20 protein-coding genes, 1 tRNA gene and 1 riboswitch are annotated in these 19,925 nt (G+C 40.3%); of the genes, 13 read left to right on the forward strand and 8 right to left on the reverse strand.

Annotated elements, in window-relative coordinates:
- Positions 1–8: 8 nt before the first annotated feature.
- On the forward strand, positions 9–197 hold the full coding sequence (locus tag ACIQXN_RS06080; RefSeq protein WP_402963234.1) for a hypothetical protein: 189 nt from the start codon (positions 9–11) through the stop codon (positions 195–197).
- A gap of 146 nt (positions 198–343) precedes the next feature.
- Here the strand turns inward: ACIQXN_RS06080 and ACIQXN_RS06085 are convergent, their stop codons facing one another.
- Positions 344–745 (reverse strand): SET domain-containing protein, encoded by a 402-nt coding sequence (locus tag ACIQXN_RS06085; protein ID WP_402963237.1) that lies wholly within the window; start codon positions 743–745, stop codon positions 344–346.
- A gap of 487 nt (positions 746–1,232) precedes the next feature.
- Here ACIQXN_RS06085 and ACIQXN_RS06090 point away from each other — a divergent pair, with 487 nt between their 5' ends.
- Positions 1,233–2,624 carry an amino acid permease gene (locus tag ACIQXN_RS06090; protein WP_402963367.1) on the forward strand — a complete coding sequence of 464 codons (1,392 nt, stop codon included), beginning with the start codon at positions 1,233–1,235 and terminating at the stop codon, positions 2,622–2,624.
- Positions 2,625–2,900: 276 nt separating this feature from the next.
- Complete coding sequence (locus tag ACIQXN_RS06095) at positions 2,901–3,428, forward strand: hypothetical protein (RefSeq protein ID WP_402963240.1); 528 nt, start codon at positions 2,901–2,903, stop codon at positions 3,426–3,428.
- A gap of 37 nt (positions 3,429–3,465) precedes the next feature.
- Here ACIQXN_RS06095 and ACIQXN_RS06100 read toward each other — a convergent pair whose 3' ends face one another.
- Positions 3,466–4,569, reverse strand: coding sequence for a 5-methyltetrahydropteroyltriglutamate--homocysteine S-methyltransferase (locus ACIQXN_RS06100; RefSeq protein WP_402963243.1), 1,104 nt, complete (start codon positions 4,567–4,569; stop codon positions 3,466–3,468).
- Positions 4,570–4,652: 83 nt separating this feature from the next.
- Positions 4,653–4,752: riboswitch (SAM riboswitch) on the reverse strand.
- 216 nt (positions 4,753–4,968) lie between these two features.
- Here ACIQXN_RS06100 and ACIQXN_RS06105 point away from each other — a divergent pair.
- Entirely contained in the window at positions 4,969–6,006 is a 1,038-nt protein-coding gene (locus tag ACIQXN_RS06105; protein WP_402963246.1) for a PTS sugar transporter subunit IIC, read from the forward strand.
- A 63-nt stretch (positions 6,007–6,069) separates the two neighbouring features.
- Here ACIQXN_RS06105 and ACIQXN_RS06110 read toward each other — a convergent pair whose 3' ends face one another.
- The 3 genes from ACIQXN_RS06110 to ACIQXN_RS06120 form a co-directional block, all read right to left on the reverse strand.
- Complete coding sequence (locus tag ACIQXN_RS06110; protein ID WP_402963249.1) at positions 6,070–7,095, reverse strand: DUF4179 domain-containing protein; 1,026 nt, start codon at positions 7,093–7,095, stop codon at positions 6,070–6,072.
- A complete protein-coding gene (locus ACIQXN_RS06115) occupies positions 7,088–7,618 on the reverse strand; it encodes a sigma-70 family RNA polymerase sigma factor (protein WP_402963252.1) in 531 nt (176 codons plus the stop codon). The genes ACIQXN_RS06110 and ACIQXN_RS06115 overlap by 8 nt, the downstream gene beginning before the upstream one ends.
- Positions 7,619–7,746: 128 nt before the next feature.
- On the reverse strand, positions 7,747–8,757 hold the full coding sequence (locus tag ACIQXN_RS06120; RefSeq protein ID WP_402963255.1) for an outer membrane protein assembly factor BamD: 1,011 nt from the start codon (positions 8,755–8,757) through the stop codon (positions 7,747–7,749).
- A gap of 213 nt (positions 8,758–8,970) precedes the next feature.
- Here ACIQXN_RS06120 and ACIQXN_RS06125 point away from each other — a divergent pair, with 213 nt between their 5' ends.
- From ACIQXN_RS06125 to ACIQXN_RS06160, 8 genes are all read left to right on the forward strand, one after another.
- Positions 8,971–9,195: an SH3 domain-containing protein gene (locus tag ACIQXN_RS06125; RefSeq protein ID WP_402963258.1), complete on the forward strand. Its 225-nt coding sequence runs from the start codon at positions 8,971–8,973 to the stop codon at positions 9,193–9,195.
- Between the two features lie 254 nt (positions 9,196–9,449).
- Entirely contained in the window at positions 9,450–9,896 is a 447-nt protein-coding gene (locus ACIQXN_RS06130) for a hypothetical protein (protein WP_402963261.1), read from the forward strand.
- Positions 9,897–10,106: 210 nt separating this feature from the next.
- The gene (locus ACIQXN_RS06135; protein WP_402963264.1) at positions 10,107–10,652 is read left to right on the forward strand and encodes a glycerol-3-phosphate responsive antiterminator; all 546 of its coding nucleotides are present in this window, start codon (positions 10,107–10,109) and stop codon (positions 10,650–10,652) included.
- A 181-nt stretch (positions 10,653–10,833) separates the two neighbouring features.
- On the forward strand, positions 10,834–11,658 hold the full coding sequence (locus ACIQXN_RS06140) for an MIP/aquaporin family protein (RefSeq protein ID WP_402963267.1): 825 nt from the start codon (positions 10,834–10,836) through the stop codon (positions 11,656–11,658).
- A 24-nt stretch (positions 11,659–11,682) separates the two neighbouring features.
- Positions 11,683–13,173 carry a glycerol kinase GlpK gene (glpK, locus tag ACIQXN_RS06145; RefSeq protein ID WP_402963270.1) on the forward strand — a complete coding sequence of 497 codons (1,491 nt, stop codon included), beginning with the start codon at positions 11,683–11,685 and terminating at the stop codon, positions 13,171–13,173.
- A 243-nt stretch (positions 13,174–13,416) separates the two neighbouring features.
- The gene (locus ACIQXN_RS06150) at positions 13,417–15,069 is read left to right on the forward strand and encodes a glycerol-3-phosphate dehydrogenase/oxidase (protein WP_402963273.1); all 1,653 of its coding nucleotides are present in this window, start codon (positions 13,417–13,419) and stop codon (positions 15,067–15,069) included.
- Between the two features lie 190 nt (positions 15,070–15,259).
- A complete protein-coding gene (locus ACIQXN_RS06155) occupies positions 15,260–16,714 on the forward strand; it encodes an alanine/glycine:cation symporter family protein (protein WP_402963276.1) in 1,455 nt (484 codons plus the stop codon).
- A gap of 304 nt (positions 16,715–17,018) precedes the next feature.
- Complete coding sequence (locus ACIQXN_RS06160; protein ID WP_402963279.1) at positions 17,019–17,183, forward strand: hypothetical protein; 165 nt, start codon at positions 17,019–17,021, stop codon at positions 17,181–17,183.
- A 164-nt stretch (positions 17,184–17,347) separates the two neighbouring features.
- On the opposite strand, the gene ACIQXN_RS06165 is transcribed toward ACIQXN_RS06160, so the two are convergent.
- Positions 17,348–17,420 (reverse strand) — tRNA-Ala (locus ACIQXN_RS06165).
- A 117-nt stretch (positions 17,421–17,537) separates the two neighbouring features.
- Positions 17,538–18,245: an MgtC/SapB family protein gene (locus ACIQXN_RS06170; protein ID WP_402963282.1), complete on the reverse strand. Its 708-nt coding sequence runs from the start codon at positions 18,243–18,245 to the stop codon at positions 17,538–17,540.
- Between the two features lie 139 nt (positions 18,246–18,384).
- Here ACIQXN_RS06170 and ACIQXN_RS06175 point away from each other — a divergent pair, with 139 nt between their 5' ends.
- Positions 18,385–19,275 carry a DMT family transporter gene (locus ACIQXN_RS06175; RefSeq protein ID WP_402963285.1) on the forward strand — a complete coding sequence of 297 codons (891 nt, stop codon included), beginning with the start codon at positions 18,385–18,387 and terminating at the stop codon, positions 19,273–19,275.
- Positions 19,276–19,317: 42 nt separating this feature from the next.
- Here ACIQXN_RS06175 and ACIQXN_RS06180 read toward each other — a convergent pair whose 3' ends face one another.
- Positions 19,318–19,506 (reverse strand): hypothetical protein, encoded by a 189-nt coding sequence (locus ACIQXN_RS06180; RefSeq protein ID WP_402963288.1) that lies wholly within the window; start codon positions 19,504–19,506, stop codon positions 19,318–19,320.
- Between the last annotated feature and the right edge of the window lie 419 nt (positions 19,507–19,925).

The raw sequence follows: 19,925 nt of genomic DNA on the forward strand, positions 1-19,925 counted from the left end.
AAACTCAGATGCCATCAAACAAAATGATTGGAACCGTCTTAGTGGGTGCAGCTGCTTACCTAATGCGTAATAAAGAAACTCGTGAAAAGACAATGAGTCAAATTAAATCACTTGCTAATCCTGAAACGATTGATAAGGTTAAGAGCCAACTCCAGTCCTTTACTAAAACGAAATCAAGTTATTCCCCGACTAATTAAGTGAACATGAAACGATCCCCTTTCAGGAAATCGGAGAAATGCCGGCTTATCTAAGGCATGACCGATCCCTTGAAGGGGATTTTCTATTTATATCAAAAAAGCACCTGCCGTGGTAAAAAGCCACGGCAGGTGCTTTATGTCATCTATTACTCAGTTTCTTCTTCACCATTATCTTCTTTATTGAACCATAACGGATCTTCATTATCGACCTCACCATTATAATTGATGGTAATCTCTTCTCCGGCTTTAATGTCGGTATAAGCGAAGAAATCGAATGTATGCTGGTCAAAGTTTATATCATATGTCGCATTGGGCGTATAGGAATGGTTAAACAGCATGCCGTAACCTAAAAGCAAGCAAGTATGGTTAATGCCATACTCAAACGCATAATCCGCCAGCAATGTCTTCTCTATATGAACATGCTCTTCATTTGGATAAGCGATAACCGGTGCTTCATGTAAAAGCTCACCCTTTTTAATGTCACGTTTCGCGAAAACGCCTCTATTGAACTCTCCATCACTAAGTGTGGAATTTTTAACTTCGATCATATTCGTCACCTACTTGTTCTATTGTTTATAGTCCGGATTGTATAAGCTTGACAGCAAATGGGAAGAAAAGCAACTGATTTAGGGAATTAAATATTGCCATGAATAGATATTTGCATGAAAAAGGATAAAGTGCAAAGAGAATGACTGCAAAAAGGAATGGCATGGGATGCAAAGAATTATGGCGGAAAGTGCAATGGGTTTTGTCGAAAAATGATTTTTTTTCGAGAAGAGGAGACATTTTTTATAATGGCATGAAAATTGCTTACTAATATAAGGGTAATTCGAAGGAAAGTAAAATCAACCTATTTGATGAGTGACTTTATAGTAGTATAATTTGTGAAATAGGAATTTTCTGAATGTTAACGCTTATGCAAAAGGAGATGAGAAAATGCTAGTAAAACGTGAAGAGGAAACTTTCGAGTATTCAATTGAGCACACACAAGAAGAACAAAAGTTAAACAGAAGCTTGAAATCTCGTCACTTAACGATGATTTCTATTGGAGGCGCTATTGGTACAGGATTGTTTCTAAGCAGTGGGGCGGCTATACATACCGCAGGTCCAGGTGGTGCATTGCTTGCTTATGCATTAGTCGGTGCCATGGTGTACTTTGTCATGACAAGCCTAGGCGAGTTAGCGGCCTTCATGCCAACGAGTGGATCATTTAGTACATATGGAACCAAGTTCGTTGATCCGGCTTTTGGTTTCGCTTTGGGTTGGACATACTGGTTTAACTGGTCCATGACCATAGCGGCTGAATTAGCCGCCTCAACGATCATCATGAAATTTTGGTTTCCGGATAGTCCATCGCTATTATGGAGTGTCTCATTTTTAGTTCTTATTTTTCTATTAAACTATTTATCTGTGAAAGGATATGGTGAAGGGGAATACTGGTTTTCGTTCATAAAGGTAACGGCCATTGTCATTTTTCTCATTGTTGGCCTCCTTATGATAGTGGGCATTATGGGAGGGGAAGCGGTAGGCTTTAAAAACTTTACAGTGGACGATGCTCCTTTTCCGGGTGGTTTCATGGGAGTATTCATCGTTTTTATAGCGGCTGGATTTTCCTTTCAAGGGACGGAAATCGTTGGTGTGGCAGCTGGAGAAAGTGAAGACCCAGCAAAAAATATTCCTAAGGCCATAAAAAGCGTATTCTGGAGAATCCTTCTTTTTTACATATTGGCGATGTTTGTGATAGGACTTCTTATTCCCTATACCAACGCAAGTTTACAAGGTGAGAATGTTATGGTCAGCCCATTTACACTAATATTTGAAAAGGCGGGAGTAGCCTTTGCGGCTTCCCTCATGAATGCCGTTATCTTAACAGCAGTCCTATCAGCGGGTAATTCTAGTCTCTATGCATCTACCCGTATGTTATATTCAATGGCGAAAGCGGGACAGGCCCCACGTATATTTGCCAAACTGAACAAACGTGGTGTGCCTGTAGCTGGAATGATCTTAACCTGTGCAATCGGGATGCTTGCCTTTTTGGCATCCATATTCGGTGATGGGACAGTCTATCTATGGCTAATGAATGCAATAGGGATTACAGGGTTCATTTTCTGGCTAGGTATTTCCATAAGCCATTACCGGTTCCGTAAGGCTTATGTTTTACAAGGGCATTCATTAGATAGCCTGCCGTATAAGGCTTTGTGGTTCCCAATTGGGACGATATTTGCCATTTCAATCGGTCTTATCGTCATTTTAGCTCAAAATATCCAAGCATTCTTTTCGGACCATATTGACTGGGGGAGCGTGGTTGCGGCCTACTTAGGCATCCCACTTTTTCTTGGCCTTTGGTTTGGTTATAAATGGATCAAGAAAACAAAATTCGTTAAGCTTGAAGAAGTGGAGTTTGACTTTGATCATAAGTATGACTGAAAACCTTATTTTGATAAACCGGATCATGGATACAGGCATGATCCGGTTTTTATTTATGTGAAATATGTTTTTATCATTTCATGGGGGGCGCATAATGGACTGGCAGATTACCTGTCAGTTTTTTTATGGATGGATAAATTTTCTTTTATAAGGAATGGTCATGGAAACATGTGAATATTTACTAGTTATAACTTATCTACACCGGGTAAGAGAGTATCATCCTTCGAATAAGGACTTGTATGAATACACCAAGCTCAAATAAGGAGGATGATTGGAATGTTCGGTCTGTCTGATATCATCAAATTTCTCTTTTCATTTTTTCTAATCTTACCGGTTGTCACACTGATTCATTTAGGTGGGCATTTATTCTTTGTGACGCTTTTTGGAGGTACGGAGAAAAAAATCTTAATCGGATGTGGAGACAAGTTATTTTCCTTTTTCAATGTAGAAATAAGGAAATATTACTTTTGGAATGGGCATTGTGAATTCAAGGGTTTAAAATATGATAATAAATTCACTAATATGTTGATTTATTTAGGGGGAGCCATCTTTAATCTAATTAGCATGTTGGTTATATATAGCTTGGTCTATCAGAATATCTTGGAAAAGTCGGTCATCTGGTACCAATTCATTTACTTTTCTTTTTATATCATGTTCTTTTCCTTATTTCCGATGTACTTTTCCGACGGGTCGCCAAGCGATGGCAAAGCGGCAGAACTGACGTTGAAGAACAAGCTCCAGGATAAGGTCACGGATGATGTAGTAGTGAAGAAAGAGAATGATGAAGATAGTCAATGTGGTTGAATAAAAGGGACAAGCCGGTGGCTTGTCCCTTTTCAGTTTATTCCCAGATTTCTTTGGCGACATCCACAACGAATTTCAATTTTTCCCATTGCTGCTCTTCCGTTAGCTTGTTGCCAAGATGAGTGGAAGCGAAACCACATTGTGGGCTTAAGCATAATTGTTCATGTGGCACGTATTGTGCCGCTTCCTTAATACGTGATTTAACGGCTTCTTTATCTTCAAGTTCACCATTCTTCGAAGTAACCACGCCAAGAACAACTTGCACACCGCCATTTGGAATGTATTCTAATGGTTTAAAGTCTCCTGAACGATCATCATCGTATTCCAAGAAGAATCCATCTACATGTTCTTTAGCTAATAGAGTCGGTGCAATACGGGCATAGCTTCCTTCAAAAGCCCAAGTAGATTGGTAATTCCCACGGCAAAGGTGAGTCGTGACAACCAAATCCTCTGGTTTTCCCTCCAAGGCACCATTAATCACACGCAATGCTAAATCGATTAATTGTTCTCTTGTATATTTTCCTTCTTTGAACTGGAAATCCGGAGCAGAAAGTCTGGCTATGTATACATCATCTAATTGTAAATAACGTACACCGGCATCATAAAAGGCTTGTAAAGCGTCTTGATAGGCTTTGATGATATCTTTTGCATAGTCTTCGATGTCAGGGTAGATTTCTTCATTATGGATACCTACCGCAAATAATTGATTGGGACTAGGGATGGTTTGTTTCGCAACAGCCCGTCCGTCCACGATTTCATTAAACTCAATAAAGTCTTTAATAAAGGGATGATCGGGATTAAAAGAAATCTTTCCAGTATTCCGAACGTTATAACGTTCTGTTTCAATTCCATCAAAGGTAAGACCTTTTTCCGTGACATACCCTTCGATTCCATTTAAATGCTCCAAGAAGTCAAAGTGCCACCAGGTGCGTCTGAATTCCCCGTCAGTGACTGCCTCTAATCCGATTTCTATTTGCTTATCGACGATACGTTTAATTTCCTTCGTTTCAACCTCGCGTAATTGTTCTGCGGTAATGATTCCTTCTTTATATTGCTTTCTTGCAAGATGGACACTTTCTGGTCTTAATAAACTTCCTACGTGATCGGCTTTGAAAGGAGCTTTTGTTAAAGTGATGGACATGATAGATTCCTACTTTCCTTATTAAAATATAAAAACCTCTTCTTAAAAAAAGAAGAGGTTTAATCAGCTATGCTTATTTACTCTTCTTATCTTCAAGTTTTACACTTCTGGAATTAGCACAGTACAGTAAAGTCTGTTGCTGAGGTATCAAAGGGCCAGTCCCTCCACCTCTCTGGATAAGAATATGAACTATTCAATTAATTACGACTATACAGGTAGTGTTAATAAAGGTCAAGAGAAAACAGATAATTTTGAATATAATTGTTATTAGAAAGTGAGTTTCTCTTAGTTAAAATACTTTTATACACTTTCGCGGTGAAGTATTAAAAAAATCCTTTGACTATTGTCAGAATATTTCTTATAATTGTGTACATTATAGCGAGATAGGGGAATATTCAAATGAGAGATTTTTTCAGTAAATTATTAACGGGGATGAGCATAGGGATTGTCGTATCATTAATTCCGAATGCTTTATTAGGGGAAATACTTAAACTATTGATTCCATATTTTCCCGTGTTACAGCATATATTCGATATCACCGTTTTCGTGATGAGCTTGTTACCTGTCATGATTGGGGTGATGGTCGGGATTTCGTTCAAGCTATCATCCATTCAAACGGCCAGCATCGGGATAGCGGCCATGGTCGGAAGTGGTGCCATCCAGAAAACGGCTGACGGTTTATTTGCCCTTAATGGGATTGGCATAGTAATCAATACTGGTATTACCGCGGCATTGACCGTATTGTTCCTGCAATTAATTGGCGACAAATTAAAGGCGTATGCGATTCTTTTAATGCCGACTTTAAGTATCTTGGTACCAGGCATGATTGGATATTTAATTCTGCCATACGTAAAATCCGCTACGGGACTATTAGGAGTCGGCATCGCTAACGTGACGTCCTTGCAACCCATTTTGATGGGAGCCATTATTTCTGTTATCTTCTGTCTCATTATCTTATCTCCCATTTCAACGGTCGGGGTGGCGACGGTCATTATGCTCTCAGGTATAGGATCTGGTGCGGCCAACCTAGGAATCGTGGCAGCTGGTGTTGGCCTAGCCATTGCAAGCTACAAAGCGAACTCACTCGGAACGGCTTTAGCGCATGTGCTAGGTTCTCCTAAAATCCAAATGCGGAATTTCTTCATGAAACCGAAAATTGCGTTTCCCATGCTGATCACGTCAGCGATACTAGGTGCGTTGGCTGGTTTGTTAAACATACAAGGGACCCCGTATAGTGCTGGATTTGGATTATCGGGATTGGTCGGTCCCTTGAACTACATGAAACTGGCGGAAGGCGGGTGGATTGTCAGTAACATATCCATCATGGTCATCATTTTCTTCATTCTTCCGATTGTGTTGAACCTGGTGCTGATTTACGTTTTCTCGAAGAAGTTGAAATGGATTAAAGCAGAAGACTATACCCTGCATTTTGAATAAAAGGAGACTCACTAGAAGAAGCAGTCAGGCGTTTAGCTCTGGCTGCTTCTTTTGATAGGTAGGCTAATTCAATGGGACTTCAACCTTTAAATCTAGAATTTCTCCATAATCAGGAGTACCTGGGTCTCCGTTATCATAGTGTGGCTGAATGGTTAATGTTTTAGGAATAGTGCTCATAGGCGGAAGAGCTAAGACAATTTTGTGTCCACTCCCATTGACGTGTCCATATTGGAGTTCTAAATTTTTGTAAACATGTCCTTGGTCATCTGTCACGATATAAGGAAATGATGGCCATGAGTCATTCTCGTCCATTTCCGTTGGATAATCCAAAGTCATATCGATTCTTGTGGATAGTGGAAGAAAAGATACTTGATCTACGGATAATGTATAGATACGATCCTCGGTTTGAACTTTTGCATTTGGCGTAAATGTTGGAATCTTATCTTCTACTTTTTCTAAAGGGAACGAGACATCCCATTTCCCTTTTCTTCCGAATAAATTTTCCCCATGTACAGCTACAGTAATGGAATCACCATATTCATCATAATTAGCTAGTGTATATTGGTGAGATTCAATAATCGTATTGGAATTTACGTCATCAGATGTTGAGGATCCTATAGCGATATTTGGCTCGCTTCCGTTAATGGTAATGTACCTAAACCCCTGATTCGCTTCGTTTCCTAGGTCTAATTTGGAATAATCCCCTTTATATTCGACGGTTACGACTAAGCGTCCACCATCATAAACGGCTTCCTTCACGTTCATTGTTACACCATCATGGGTATCATGTTTTTCGATAGTACTTGCTAGTGCGTTCTGTTCGATTTTTTCAGCAGCAAGGTCATCGAATTGGGCATAGATTGGGCCAATAATAGGGATATGTGATAAAGATTGCGCGAGAGCAGGGGATAGAAAACCTGTTCCAAGTACGGATATGCACAATCCACTGGCAATTAAGCTGGAAAGCCTCTTGATATTCTTGCGTTTTGTTCGTTTCGCTTTATAAATGGCTGTTTTTTCTCTTTGTTTCAATAATTCCTCTGGGATGGAAATGTCATCAATAGACTGGCGGATGTCCCCTTTATCCATGCAGATAACCCTCCTTTAAAATGGGGCGTAAGATTTGCTTTGCCCGATGTAAATTGGATTTGACGGTTCCTTCGGGATAATCCATGAATTCCGCTATCTCCTTAATAGAAAGATCATGATAATACCTCAACAGAATCATCGTTTTATACGTTACGTCCAGCGATTCAAAAGCTTTGGTTAAATCAAGTGATTGATCCAAATTATCAAATCCTTCAACGGACATTAACTGCTCGAACAGTTCGTCGGCTGCTAGAAAGTGTTTAGATGATTTTCTAATAAAATCAATCGACTTAAATATTATGATTTTTGTTATCCAACTCTGGAATTGTCCAGGTTTTTTTAATTTTTTTAAAGAAAGATAAGCCTCGTAAATGGTTTCTTGATATAAATCCAGTGCATCCTGCTCATTTCGAACGTAGGAAAAAGCAGTTCGGTATAGTTTATTGCGGACAGAGGCAATCAATTGTTCAAACGCCTCGTCATTGCCTTTTCGTGCTTGCTTTACTAAATAGGTCGTATCCATTCTTCTACTTTTCCCCCCTTTACTATATAGTCGAATGAAGCATGACATCGGTTGCAGAAAAAATACGAAAAAGCCATGATCCGTCCAGTTGTTTAGACGGGTCATGGCAACTTGCTTCACTGTTATCACTATGAGTTGGCGGATGGAACAAAGGTTTCTGCAATATGAGAAGTGATTGGACCGTACTTCTCTTGTTCACTAGCGGGATAGGTAATGATAAAGGTCGTGCCAACCTGATCATTAAAGTAGAATTTCTTATAGATGATTCTCCCGTTTTCTTCGTAGGAAAGGACATACCAATCTTCTGTTATGCGCTGATAGGCGATTTCTTCAGTGATGCTTTTCAAATCGTCTTCATAATACATTTCGATTGTTTCTTCATCGTTGATTACATTCGTATGGCTAGCATAAGCGGTAATCTCAAATTCTTCATTATAGAACCTGGCTCCATCCCCATTGGTAGGAGGGGGATCCATTCTTAAGCCTTTGGGATAGTACATGGAAAACCCGTAGCGGCCGTTTTCGTATAGTTGATACGTATCGTGCTGCTTATCAGATTTTTCTACGGTTTTCTTTACTTCAGGTTGTGCAACTTCCTGGTCTTTCGAGGCAAGGTCTATTTGTTTCGTGAGTTTATTCAGTTCAGGTTGATAGTCGGATAGTGAGTCATTCGATTCCAGACTTTTTTCTAAAAGCTGCAATTTCTTCCGTGCTAAACTGTAGTTCTCTTTTGCCATAAGTTCTTTCACCATCTTCATGGTGTCTTCAAAAGAAGAAGTCATTTCCTGATCAGCAAGGACGTCATCTTTTAGTTTTTCAGCTTCGGTCTGCAAGGTTTTCAACGTGCTCTTATTCGCAAGGACCGTGTTTAGCGATTCAAGGGAAGCTCCATACTCTTTTTCCTCATAAGCAGAGACTGCCTCATCCATATGATTCGCCTGCTCAAGATAGCTAGAGGCATCCTCGTCCCCGTTTTTCTCCTTTAAGGCTAATTCGAATTGAATGGCTGCCTGATGGTAATCCCGTTCTCCTAGCTTTTCGATACCCTTATCCATAGCATCCTGGTATCCATCACTCGAACATGAAGTAAGTACGAATAAGCAGAGGAGAGTAAGGGGCAATGAAATGAGTTTGTACATCCTATTATCTCCTATCCTAAAGTCTGAATTTTTTTGTATGATTTAAATTTTACCAGAATTTAAATATTGTAGGTGATTTCGGAAAATTAATATCTAAAATGTTACCAAGTATATTGAAAAAACGTACATTTTTTACCAAAAAAGCATAATCATGAAATCATCTATGATAAAATACCTATGTCATATAGAGAAAGAAATCAGGGGGATATTAAAATGAATGTAAGTAAATTCATCAAAGCATTGGTCGCTATCATTTTCATTTGTAGTCTGGCACTTCCGTTCACGTCAACAGCCAACGCTGCGAGTACCTCAAGTGCCACTGTGACAGCAAGCAATTTGAATGTAAGAGAAAAGGCCTCAATCAAGGCAAAAAAAGTGGGGTCACTGAAAAAGGGAACCAACGTGAAGGTCTATTCCAAAACAAAATCAGTGAATTAGTCGAGTTGAAGAAGAGAAAGTAAGTAGGCAACTGCCACTCATCCTGAGTGGCAGTTTTATTTAATATAAGAAAGCGTTCGTAAAAGCAGATTGTCAGGGAATCAAAAAGGTTTACCAAACTGTTAGATCAGGAGAGGTATTGATAAAATAAGGGAAAAAGAATAGGGACAATATACAAGTTGTTCCGCCAAGACTCAATCTTGAATAAGATGATTCAACGGAGTTTTCGGATTCTTGGTAAGGGGAGGGAAACCATGTTTGATAAATTTAAAGATAAAATAACTAAGGCTGCGACGGAGGGTTTTTCGATACCGATTACATCCAAGATGATTGCGGGATTGATAGAGAAGAAAACAGGTGAAAAAGATATCGATGTCCACATTACTCCAGAGCATATCGTGTTACGGGGGACGACAGAGATAAAGAAATTGATGTTGACGAAAAAGGTCGCGTTCACGATTACATTGAAACCGGTGCAGAGTGATAAAAGAACGATTCTGTTTCAGCTTGTTCACATGAAGCCATTCGATATAAAATTCATCAATAATAAGTTGTTTAACAGACCTCCATTTTTTGAATATCATAACCGGAGAATTAAGATTGATTTTAATTCGTGGGATGTTGTGAAGAAAGTGCCTGTAGGCCAGATTAGATCGTTTGAGCTGGTTGAAGGGGCGCTGAACATCAAATTGTCTCTATAACTATGTAAAATAATAAGAGGATGAACCTAAATATTAGCTCTTTATTTAGGTTTTCTGTATGCTTAGTATTCGCAAATGGGTATGTTAAATGGTTATGTAAAATGGGTATGTTAATAGTAGCTTTCATCTAAGGGTGATGTAAGAGACCTATTATTTTTACGACAGGTTCTGCTTAAGATGTGTTTGTTAGCGTTACGAGGAGGGGATATGATGGATCAGAAGATTTTGCCTGCTTCGGCAAGCATGAAGGATTTTGAGAGATTCTTGGAGAGTTCCTATGAGATAGGAGTTTTTCTTGATTTACATATATCACAGTTGAAAAATGTAAGCCTGATGGCCAAGCAACGTAACAAGAAAATGATTTTTCATGTCGATTTGATTCAGGGAATTAAAAGTGACGAGTATGCGACTGAGTTCATTTGCCAGGAGTTCAATCCGTATGGGTTGATATCGACAAAGTCCAGCGTGATTTTAAAAGCAAAGCAAAAAGGCGTTGTTGCCATTCAGCGGATTTTTTTGATAGACTCCCATGCATTAGAGAAAAGCTATAAGCTGGTAAAGAAAACCCAGCCAGATTATATCGAGGTATTGCCGGGTGCCATGCCATGGATGATCAAAGAGGTGAAAGAACATTTACAAACGCCCATTTTGGCTGGCGGGTTGATACGTAATTCAAATGAAGTCCTTAATGCGCTAGAGGCGGGAGCAACGTCGATCACGACTTCTAAAACCGAATTATGGAATATGTTTAAATAGAAAAAACGTTTGACAGCGTTTTCACAACCTAGTATATTAAACTACAATACAAGTTAATAGATGTGACGGAGATAAGGAGACTCACAAAGGAAAATCCCCATTTTTATGGGGGTAGTTCTGCTGTGGGCCTCCTTTTATTTTTAAATGTGTATTTCATTCTAGAGAGGGAAGAGGTTTTAATATGTCGCCATTTTGGGGAGAAGTAATAGGTACAATGATTATCGTGCTTTTTGGTGCAGGTATTGGAGCGGGGTCTTCCTTAAAGGGGTCTTATGCTAAAGATGCCGGATGGATTGTCGTTACGATAGCTTGGGGACTTGCTGTAACAATGGGGGTTTTCGCAGTCGGCTCGATTAGTGGTGCCCACTTAAATCCAGCTGTTACTGTAGGGTTTGCCCTCATTGGAGAATTTCCTTGGGCAGATGTCCCAGGTTATATTGTAGGCCAAATGATTGGTGCGATTATAGGAGCGACACTAGTATTCTTGCATTATTTACCACATTGGAAAGGTACCGATGATCCGGGTGCCAAGCTTGGTGTATTTGCTACTTCACCAGCCATCCCGCATACTTTTTCCAATCTGATGAGTGAAATGATTGGTACATTTGTCCTTATTCTTGGTTTACTATTTATTGGTGCCAACAAATTCACGGAAGGTTTAAATCCATTTGCCGTCGGTTTGTTGATTGTGGTGATTGGGATGTCCCTAGGGGGGACAACGGGATATGCCATAAATCCTGCCCGTGATTTGGGTCCTCGTATCGCACACTTCTTCTTGCCGATACCAGGTAAGGGAAATTCGAACTGGGGATATTCATGGATACCGGTCGTCGGCCCGCTTGTAGGGGGAGCTCTTGGCGCCGTCTTTTATAAAGCATTCTTCTTAGGTGAAATTACGATAGCATTTTGGTCTGTTTTGGCAGGAAGCCTGATATTATTAGTACTAGCCTACGTATTTGGCAAAAAACAGTCACATGAAATAGAAAGAAGCAAAATAGCCAGTTAATTTAAAGGGTTGGGGGAAAACACTATGAAAAAATATATCTTATCTTTGGATCAAGGAACAACAAGTACACGCGCAATTTTATTCAATGAAAAGGGCGAGTTGGTCCATGTAGCCCAAAGGGAGTTTACACAACATTTCCCAAAACCAGGCTGGGTTGAGCATGATGCCAATGAAATTTGGGGATCGGTTTTAGCCGTCATTGCAAGCGTGATATCGGAATCAGGAATTAAGCCAGAACAAATTGCTGGAATAGGAATCACTAACCAGCGTGAAACGACTGTCGTTTGGGATAAGGAAACGTCAGTCCCAATTTACAATGCAATCGTTTGGCAGTCTAGACAAACGAGCGAAATCTGTGAAGATTTGAAAAAAAATGGCCATAGTGATATGTTCCGTAAAAAAACTGGATTGTTAATAGATGCCTATTTTTCCGGCACAAAGGTGAAATGGATTCTTGATAATGTGGAAGGTGCACGTCAAAAAGCTGAGGAAGGCAAGCTGTTATTCGGCACAATCGATACGTGGTTAATCTGGAAACTTTCAGGAGGAAAAGCCCATGTAACGGACTATTCCAATGCTTCGAGGACGTTAATGTATAACATCCATGATTTGGAGTGGGACGAAGAGATTTTGGAAATATTAGATGTTCCTAAATCGATGCTACCGGAAGTAAGACCATCTTCAGAAGTGTACGCTAACACGATTGAATACCATTTCTTTGGCCAGTCGATTCCAATCGCCGGAGCGGCGGGTGACCAACAAGCCGCTTTATTCGGTCAAGCTTGTTTTAAAGAGGGAATGGCTAAAAATACGTACGGCACAGGCTGTTTCATGCTGATGAATACGGGTGAAAAAGCAGTCGAGTCCGAGCACGGCCTATTGACGACCCTTGCCTGGGGATTGAATGGCAAGGTGGAGTATGCGCTGGAAGGCAGCATATTTGTTGCCGGCTCTGCTATCCAGTGGTTGCGTGATGGCATGCGGATGCTTAATGATGCCAAAGATAGTGAGGCATATGCAAAACGAGTGGACAGTACGGAAGGTGTGTATGTTGTACCAGCATTCGTCGGACTGGGAACCCCATACTGGGACAGCGATGTACGCGGTGCTGTATTTGGACTGACTCGCGGGACTACTAAAGAGCACTTTGTCAGGGCCACTCTTGAATCCTTGGCCTATCAAGCGAAAGATGTCCTGGATGCAATGGAAGCAGATTCAGGCATCGCCTTGAAGACATTGCGAGTGGATGGAGGGGCCGTGAAAAACGACTTCTTGATGCAATTCCAAAGCGACCTATTACAGGTTCCGGTTGAAAGACCTGTACTGAACGAAACGACAGCGCTTGGTGCTGCATACTTGGCAGGACTTGCTGTTGGTTATTGGAAGGACCAAGAGGAAATCTCGCAACAGTGGGTAATAGGCAAAACGTTCACACACTCCATGGAAGAGAAGGAAAGTGAAAAATTATACGAAGGCTGGAAAAAAGCGGTTCAAGCTGCCATGGTCTTTAAATAATATAGTAAATCTTTCATTTCATATTTAAGCAACACTATGATATACTGAATACAAGTTAATAACTCGGCCGGAGAACAGGAGAGACCATGAATGCGTTATCGGGAAATCGATGATGTGCATTTGTGGTCTCTTTTTATACTTTTATCCTCAAAATGGTTATTAACTATATAGAATGGGAAAACAATAGAATATGAACTTATTAAAGAAGAACCAACAAGATAACACCTAGAGGAGGAGTTAGATATGAGGTTTTCAAATAAATATAGACAAGAAACGATTGATAAATTAAAAAAAGAGAAATTTGATTTAGTTGTAATTGGTGGGGGAATCACAGGCGCAGGTATTGCAGTGGATGCTACAGTACGTGGAATGAAAGTGGCTTTAGTAGAAATGCAAGACTTCGCTGCAGGAACTTCAAGTAGGTCAACCAAGTTAGTCCATGGTGGCTTACGTTACCTTAAGCAGCTGGAAGTGAAAATGGTTGCAGAGGTTGGAAAAGAGAGAGAAATCGTTTTTGAAAATGGCCCGCACGTAACGACGCCGGAATGGATGCTACTTCCGATGCATAAAGGTGGTACATTCGGTAAATTCAGCACATCTATCGGTCTTCGTGTCTATGATTTCCTAGCAGGGGTCAAGAGAAGCGAACGGAGACAAATGCTTTCTGTGGAGGAAACGTTGCAGAAAGAACCACTTGTAAAGAAAGACGGACTTACAGGTGGAGGGTATTATGTTGAATACCGGACCGACGATGCACGTCTTACGATTGAAGTCATGAAGACTGCTGTTGATAAAGGCGCAACTCCTATCAATTATACTAAGGTAGAAAACTTGGTCTATGAAGATGGCAAAGTTACAGGTGTCAAAGTTCGTGACATGCTTTCAGATGAAGAATATGAAGTCCTTGGTACAAAAGTGGTCAATGCCGCTGGACCATGGGTAGATTCAATTCGGGAGAAAGATAATTCGAAAAAAGGGAAAACGCTCAAGCTTTCCAAAGGTGTTCACGTCGTTATCGACCAATCTAAATTCCCGTTGAAACAGGCTATTTATTTCGATACGCCAGATAAACGGATGGTCTTTGCGATTCCGCGTGCAGGTAAAGCTTATGTAGGAACGACGGATACCTTCTTCGAGGGAGATCCGGTAAATCCGGGTGTCACACAAGAAGACCGTGATTATATCTTAAAGGCGATAGCTTTCATGTTCCCTGATGTGAAGGTTACGGATGCCGATATCGAATCAACTTGGTCCGGTGTAAGACCGTTGATTCTTGAAGAAGGAAAGGACCCTTCTGAAATTTCACGTAAAGATGAGATTTGGGTGTCCGATTCAGGCCTTATTACGATTGCCGGTGGGAAATTGACCGGGTACCGTAAGATGGCTAAAATGACAGTCGATCTTGTGGCCAAGAAGTTTTCGGAAGACAAGAACAAGCTGTTTGCTGATCATAGTACAAAAAAAATCCGTGTTTCGGGTGGGGATGTAGGCGGATCGAGCAACTTCCCTGAATATATTAAGAATCATATCCAAATGGGTGTGGATGCAGGACTATCTGTTGAAGAATCCAGAAAAGTTTTGGCTATGTACGGATCTAATGCTCCGGCGTTATTTAATATTGCCATCAATGAAAAAGACGGTGGAAAACGGACAGGCATGCCTCAAGTGTTATTTTTGCAATTGGAATACGCATTAGAGCATGAAATGATTGCCACTCCGGTAGATTTCTTCTTCCGCAGAACCGGAACACTACTATTTGATATCGATTTGGTTCAAACGCATAAAGAAGCTGTAATCAAATATATGGCTGAATATTTTGGTTGGAACGAATCCGTTACGGTGAAAAGAACAAAAGAACTAGAACAAGCAATACAAGGTGCTACATCCGTTTCATAATAGAGATAAGGAAGAAGAATCGTCAGAGAATTGCTGGCGGTTCTTTTTTTATGCTTGAAATACGGTTCCTCCTCCATAATATGCCCAAATAACTAGACATGTAAGAAAATGTTACATAAAGATATTGTGAAGAATGATTAGTTGTTATATAATTTTGAATATTCTAATTGATAAAGAGGGGGAAACTTAATTGAAGGAATTCATAGATGCTTTAAATGGAGTATTATGGAGTTCGCCGGTCATTTATATCTTATTGGGAGTAGGATTGTTATTTTCCGTCTTGACGCGTTTTCTACAAGTTAGGCATATCAAAGAAATGATTACACTGATGTTCCAGGGGAAGAGTTCGGAAGCAGGGGTCTCTTCGTTCCAAGCCCTATCCATTGCCCTCTCCGGCCGTGTCGGGACAGGTAATATTGCGGGTGTAGCGACTGCAATCGCTTTTGGTGGTCCGGGTGCCGTTTTTTGGATGTGGGCCATTGCTTTTATCGGGGCATCGAGTGCATTTGTGGAGTCTACTTTAGCCCAAATCTATAAAGTGAAACAAGATGGTCAATATCGGGGTGGTCCAGCCTATTATATTGAAAAAGGGATAGGGTGGAAATGGTTTGCCGTTCTCTTTGCAGTCGCGGCACTTGTCGCGATGGCGATTCTCATGCCGGGGGTCCAGTCTAATTCGATTGCGGCAGGAGTGGAAAATGCTTTTGGCATTGATCCGGTCATTACGGGAATCGGGGTTGTTCTTTTACTAGGGTTCATCATATTCGGTGGCGTGAAGAGGATTGCTAACGCAGCACAGCTAATCGTTCCGTTTATGGCACTCGGTTATATTCTATTATCCGTTATTATCATATTTATGAACATTACAGAATTACCAGCTGTTTTATCATTAATATTCAGGAGTGCTTTTGGTTTGGACTCTGCATTTGGCGGGTTGATCGGGATGGCAATCGCTTGGGGAGTGAAACGTGGGGTATATTCGAATGAGGCAGGGCAAGGTACGGGACCTCATCCTGCAGCCGCGGCTGAAGTATCCCATCCAGCCAAGCAAGGACTTGTACAAGCGTTTTCTGTTTATATCGATACGTTATTTGTTTGTTCAGCTACTGCATTCATGATTTTATTCACAGGTATGTATAATACACAAGCAGAGGATGGAACATCTATCGTCAATAACTTAGGAGAGGTGGAACCTGGTCCGGGTTATACACAAGCGGCCATTGATAGTGTAATTCCTGGATTTGGAGCAGGTTTTGTTGCTGTAGCCCTGTTCTTCTTCGCTTTTACGACTATCATGGCTTACTATTATATCGCGGAAACGAACATTGCCTATCTCATGCGCAACCGGAACAGCAAATGGGCGATGCATGTCTTAAAGATCATCATACTTGCCGCTACTTTTTATGGAACGATCCGTACGGCGGAATTGGCTTGGGCATTAGGGGATGCCGGATTAGGAATCATGGTCTGGCTCAATGTCACAGCCATTCTACTTCTCGCAAAACCGGCACTCATTACATTGCGAGATTACGAGAAGCAAAAGAAACAAGGACTGGATCCCGTTTTCGACCCGAAAGCTTTGGGAATTAAAAATGCGGATTTCTGGGAGCATGAATATATAAAAGATGATGAGAAAATTTCTTAATTTACATGAAGAATAGGAACATTTATATCCCTATTAAACTAGCTCGGGTTACTGAGCTAGTTTTTTTGATGTCATTAGCTGGAATGTAAACACATACTATGAGAAAAGAAATGGAGTGGGGGAGAAGAAGGGGGAGATCATTTAAAGGTGGTAATTAGACCAATTTTATACATTTGGTTATAATGAAACTATCTCAAATCAATCGGTGGGTTCAGTTAATGTCACGGAAAAGAAAAGAACCGTCAAGTCCAAGTTTGATGAAAGGTACATAAAATAACAGTGGTGGTAAAGTGAGGCGTATGAAATGGTTGCTGTGCTTAAAGAACTTGGAGAAATACTGAGCTTAATATTCGGTTTGATTATCGCGTTAATGCTACTTGGCCTATTGGGTCTGAGCATCACGAAGTTTCAAGAAGCCATTCTACTACCGGCTGTACGAAGGATAAAGAAAATGATGAATAGAAGTTAGCTTTAAAGTGTGTTCGGATGAGATATCACTATATGAAGTAGAAAAAAGAAAAGCGGAGTGTGAAAAGACCACTCCGCGATAACCAGTGTAATTGTATTGGTCTATTCATAAACCGGGAAAAACAAACAGAAAAAAAACCCTTGCTACGCAAAGGTTTTGGAGTATGGAGACTAGCGGGATCGAACCGCTGACCTTTTGGCTGCCAGCCAAACGCTCTCCCAGCTGAGCTAAGCCCCCGGGTTATGTTACAATAATTATTCTATTCGGATTTCTGGGAAAAGTCAATAATAAATTTCATTAATTGTAATGAGAATAAGAAAACCCGTTTGGTATGATTCAAACGGGTTTTGTACTTTAGCCATTCTCGATTTCTACTCTTGATATTTCACTGAATTTAGAGACAGTGTAATACACTTCAGATGTTTTTACTTTATAGTCGACCAACACTTTTAATGTTAATAGGTGTAGGTCTGCTTCAACATCTTTGATTCGAAGTGTTTTAATGTAAATCTTTTCTTCTTTAATTTTCTTCAGGACGGTAGCGATATCATCTTTACCCTTAATTTCTAGTTTTAAGAAGATTTCCTTTTGCCTCAGTTTTCTCGGTCCTAACCAGGTGACCAGGGAAGGAATTAATTCGACGCTGAGGATTAACAGAATGACTCCGGCAATCGCCTCAAGGAAAAAACCGGCCCCAACGGCAATCCCAATTCCTGCTGCGCCCCAGATGATGGCAGCCGTAGTTAAACCGGATATGCTGTTATTGTCACGACGAAGGATGACGCCTGCCCCGATAAATCCAACGCCTGATACGATTTGCGCTGCAAGTCGAAGGGGATCCATCGTGATATTAACATCGTCACTGCCTGGAAATTTATAGGCCGATTCCAAAGAGACAATTGTTAATAAACAGCTGACGATGGAAATGACCAGACTTGTTTTCAATCCGACTGGCTTCCGTTTCATTTCCCTCTCTAACCCAATGATTAATCCCAGGACAGCTGAAATCCCTAACTTCATAAGTATTTGCAGTTCAGATTGAGGTTCGAAAATCCATTCCATATAGTTCAGCTCCCAAGAAAAAGATAGAAGAAATAATAACCTATTCACTATTGCCCACTTAAAATTAACTATCCCTAGTAATTCTACCATAGTAAAATAAACTATAAACTTGGAATTACACAGGGAAAGAGGATTGAGAATGCAAGATAAGCCAAAAATAAATCCCTATTTTGCCTTGGCTATAGGAGTCGTTACGGTTTCATTTTCGGCGATTCTGGTCAAATTAGCATCAGCGCCTTCGGGAATCATTGCTTTTTATCGGTTATTATTTACCGTTCTTTTAATGTTTCCGGTTTTTCTCATGAAGTACCGGCATGAGCTCAAGCTCATTAAGAAGAGGGACTGGATGTTTTCAATTGCGGCAGGTGTGTTTCTTGCCTTCCATTTCATACTTTGGTTTGAATCGCTCAATTACACATCGGTATCAAGCTCGACCGTACTTGTTACACTTCAGCCACTGTTCGCTTTTGTCGGGGCTTATTTCTTTTTTAAAGAAAGGTTCACGTTGAAAGCGATAGCGAGTGGCGTCATCGCGGTTGCCGGAAGTTTTATCATTAGTTGGGGAGATTTTCGAATCAGCGGTCTGGCACTTTGGGGAGATATCCTAGCTCTTGTAGCTTGTGCGTTAGTAACGGGATATTTATTATTTGGTCAAAGTGTTGTAAGACGTGTTTCTTCTATAACGTACACATTTGTCGTGTATAGCATGAGTGCAGTTACCTTGTTCTTCTATGTTCTCGTAAAGGGGGAGGCTATTGGACCTTATCCCGTTACTGATTGGATATATTTCATTCTCCTTGCAATATTTCCGACTTTATTAGGACATTCGTTATTCAACTGGTCACTAAAATGGCTAAGTGCTTCAACCATTTCAATGGCGATATTATTGGAGCCTGTTGGGGCGACGATCCTTGCGTACTTTATCCTGAATGAGCCAATTCTATGGACTCAAGTTCTCGGAGGCGCCATAATATTGGCTGGTCTGATGATTTTTCTAAAAAGAGAAAGAAATAAAGTGGTAATGAAATAGACTCATATAAAAGCAGTAAGCCGGGAATCCGACTTACTGCTTTTATTCATAGGGATAAAATAAATAGGTGATTCTTGTGAAAATCAAAGCAAAAATGAAACTGAATAGGAAGGTCGTGCCGTTGACTTTCCCTTTTTCTTTACTGAATTTAATGGCTTCATAAAAAGCCGTACAGAATAAATAAAGTGCCATGATGTAAGAAATGAGTAAGGCAATCAATAAAAGGTCCATCGTTTCACCTCATAAAAATGATATCAATCTATATATATTAAAACCCCAACTAAATATGCGATATATTTGGAGGCAAAGATAATCAAATAAACGGAAGCTTAGAAAGGTTTACAATAGAAGTAAAGAGAGAAGAAAAACTTTTTTAAAAAAGTTTTTAAAAACATGTTGCAAACATTTTCTGCCCATGGTATATTATTTCTTGTCGCTAAGACAGCAACTTGAACGGCTCAACAAGCTGTTGAAAATTATTTTAAAAAAGTTGTTGACAAAAAGCGATTAAACATGATAAACTAACGAAGTCGCTTTGAGAGAAACGATAACGAAATTGCTCTTTGAAAACTGAACAAAACAAAGCGCCAACGTAAATTTTGAGTGAGCACACACTATTAAAAAAGCAAAATGAGCAAGTCAAACATTTC

Source organism: Peribacillus sp. NPDC097295, assembly GCF_044761665.1.
Lineage (GTDB): Bacteria > Bacillota > Bacilli > Bacillales > DSM-1321 > Peribacillus.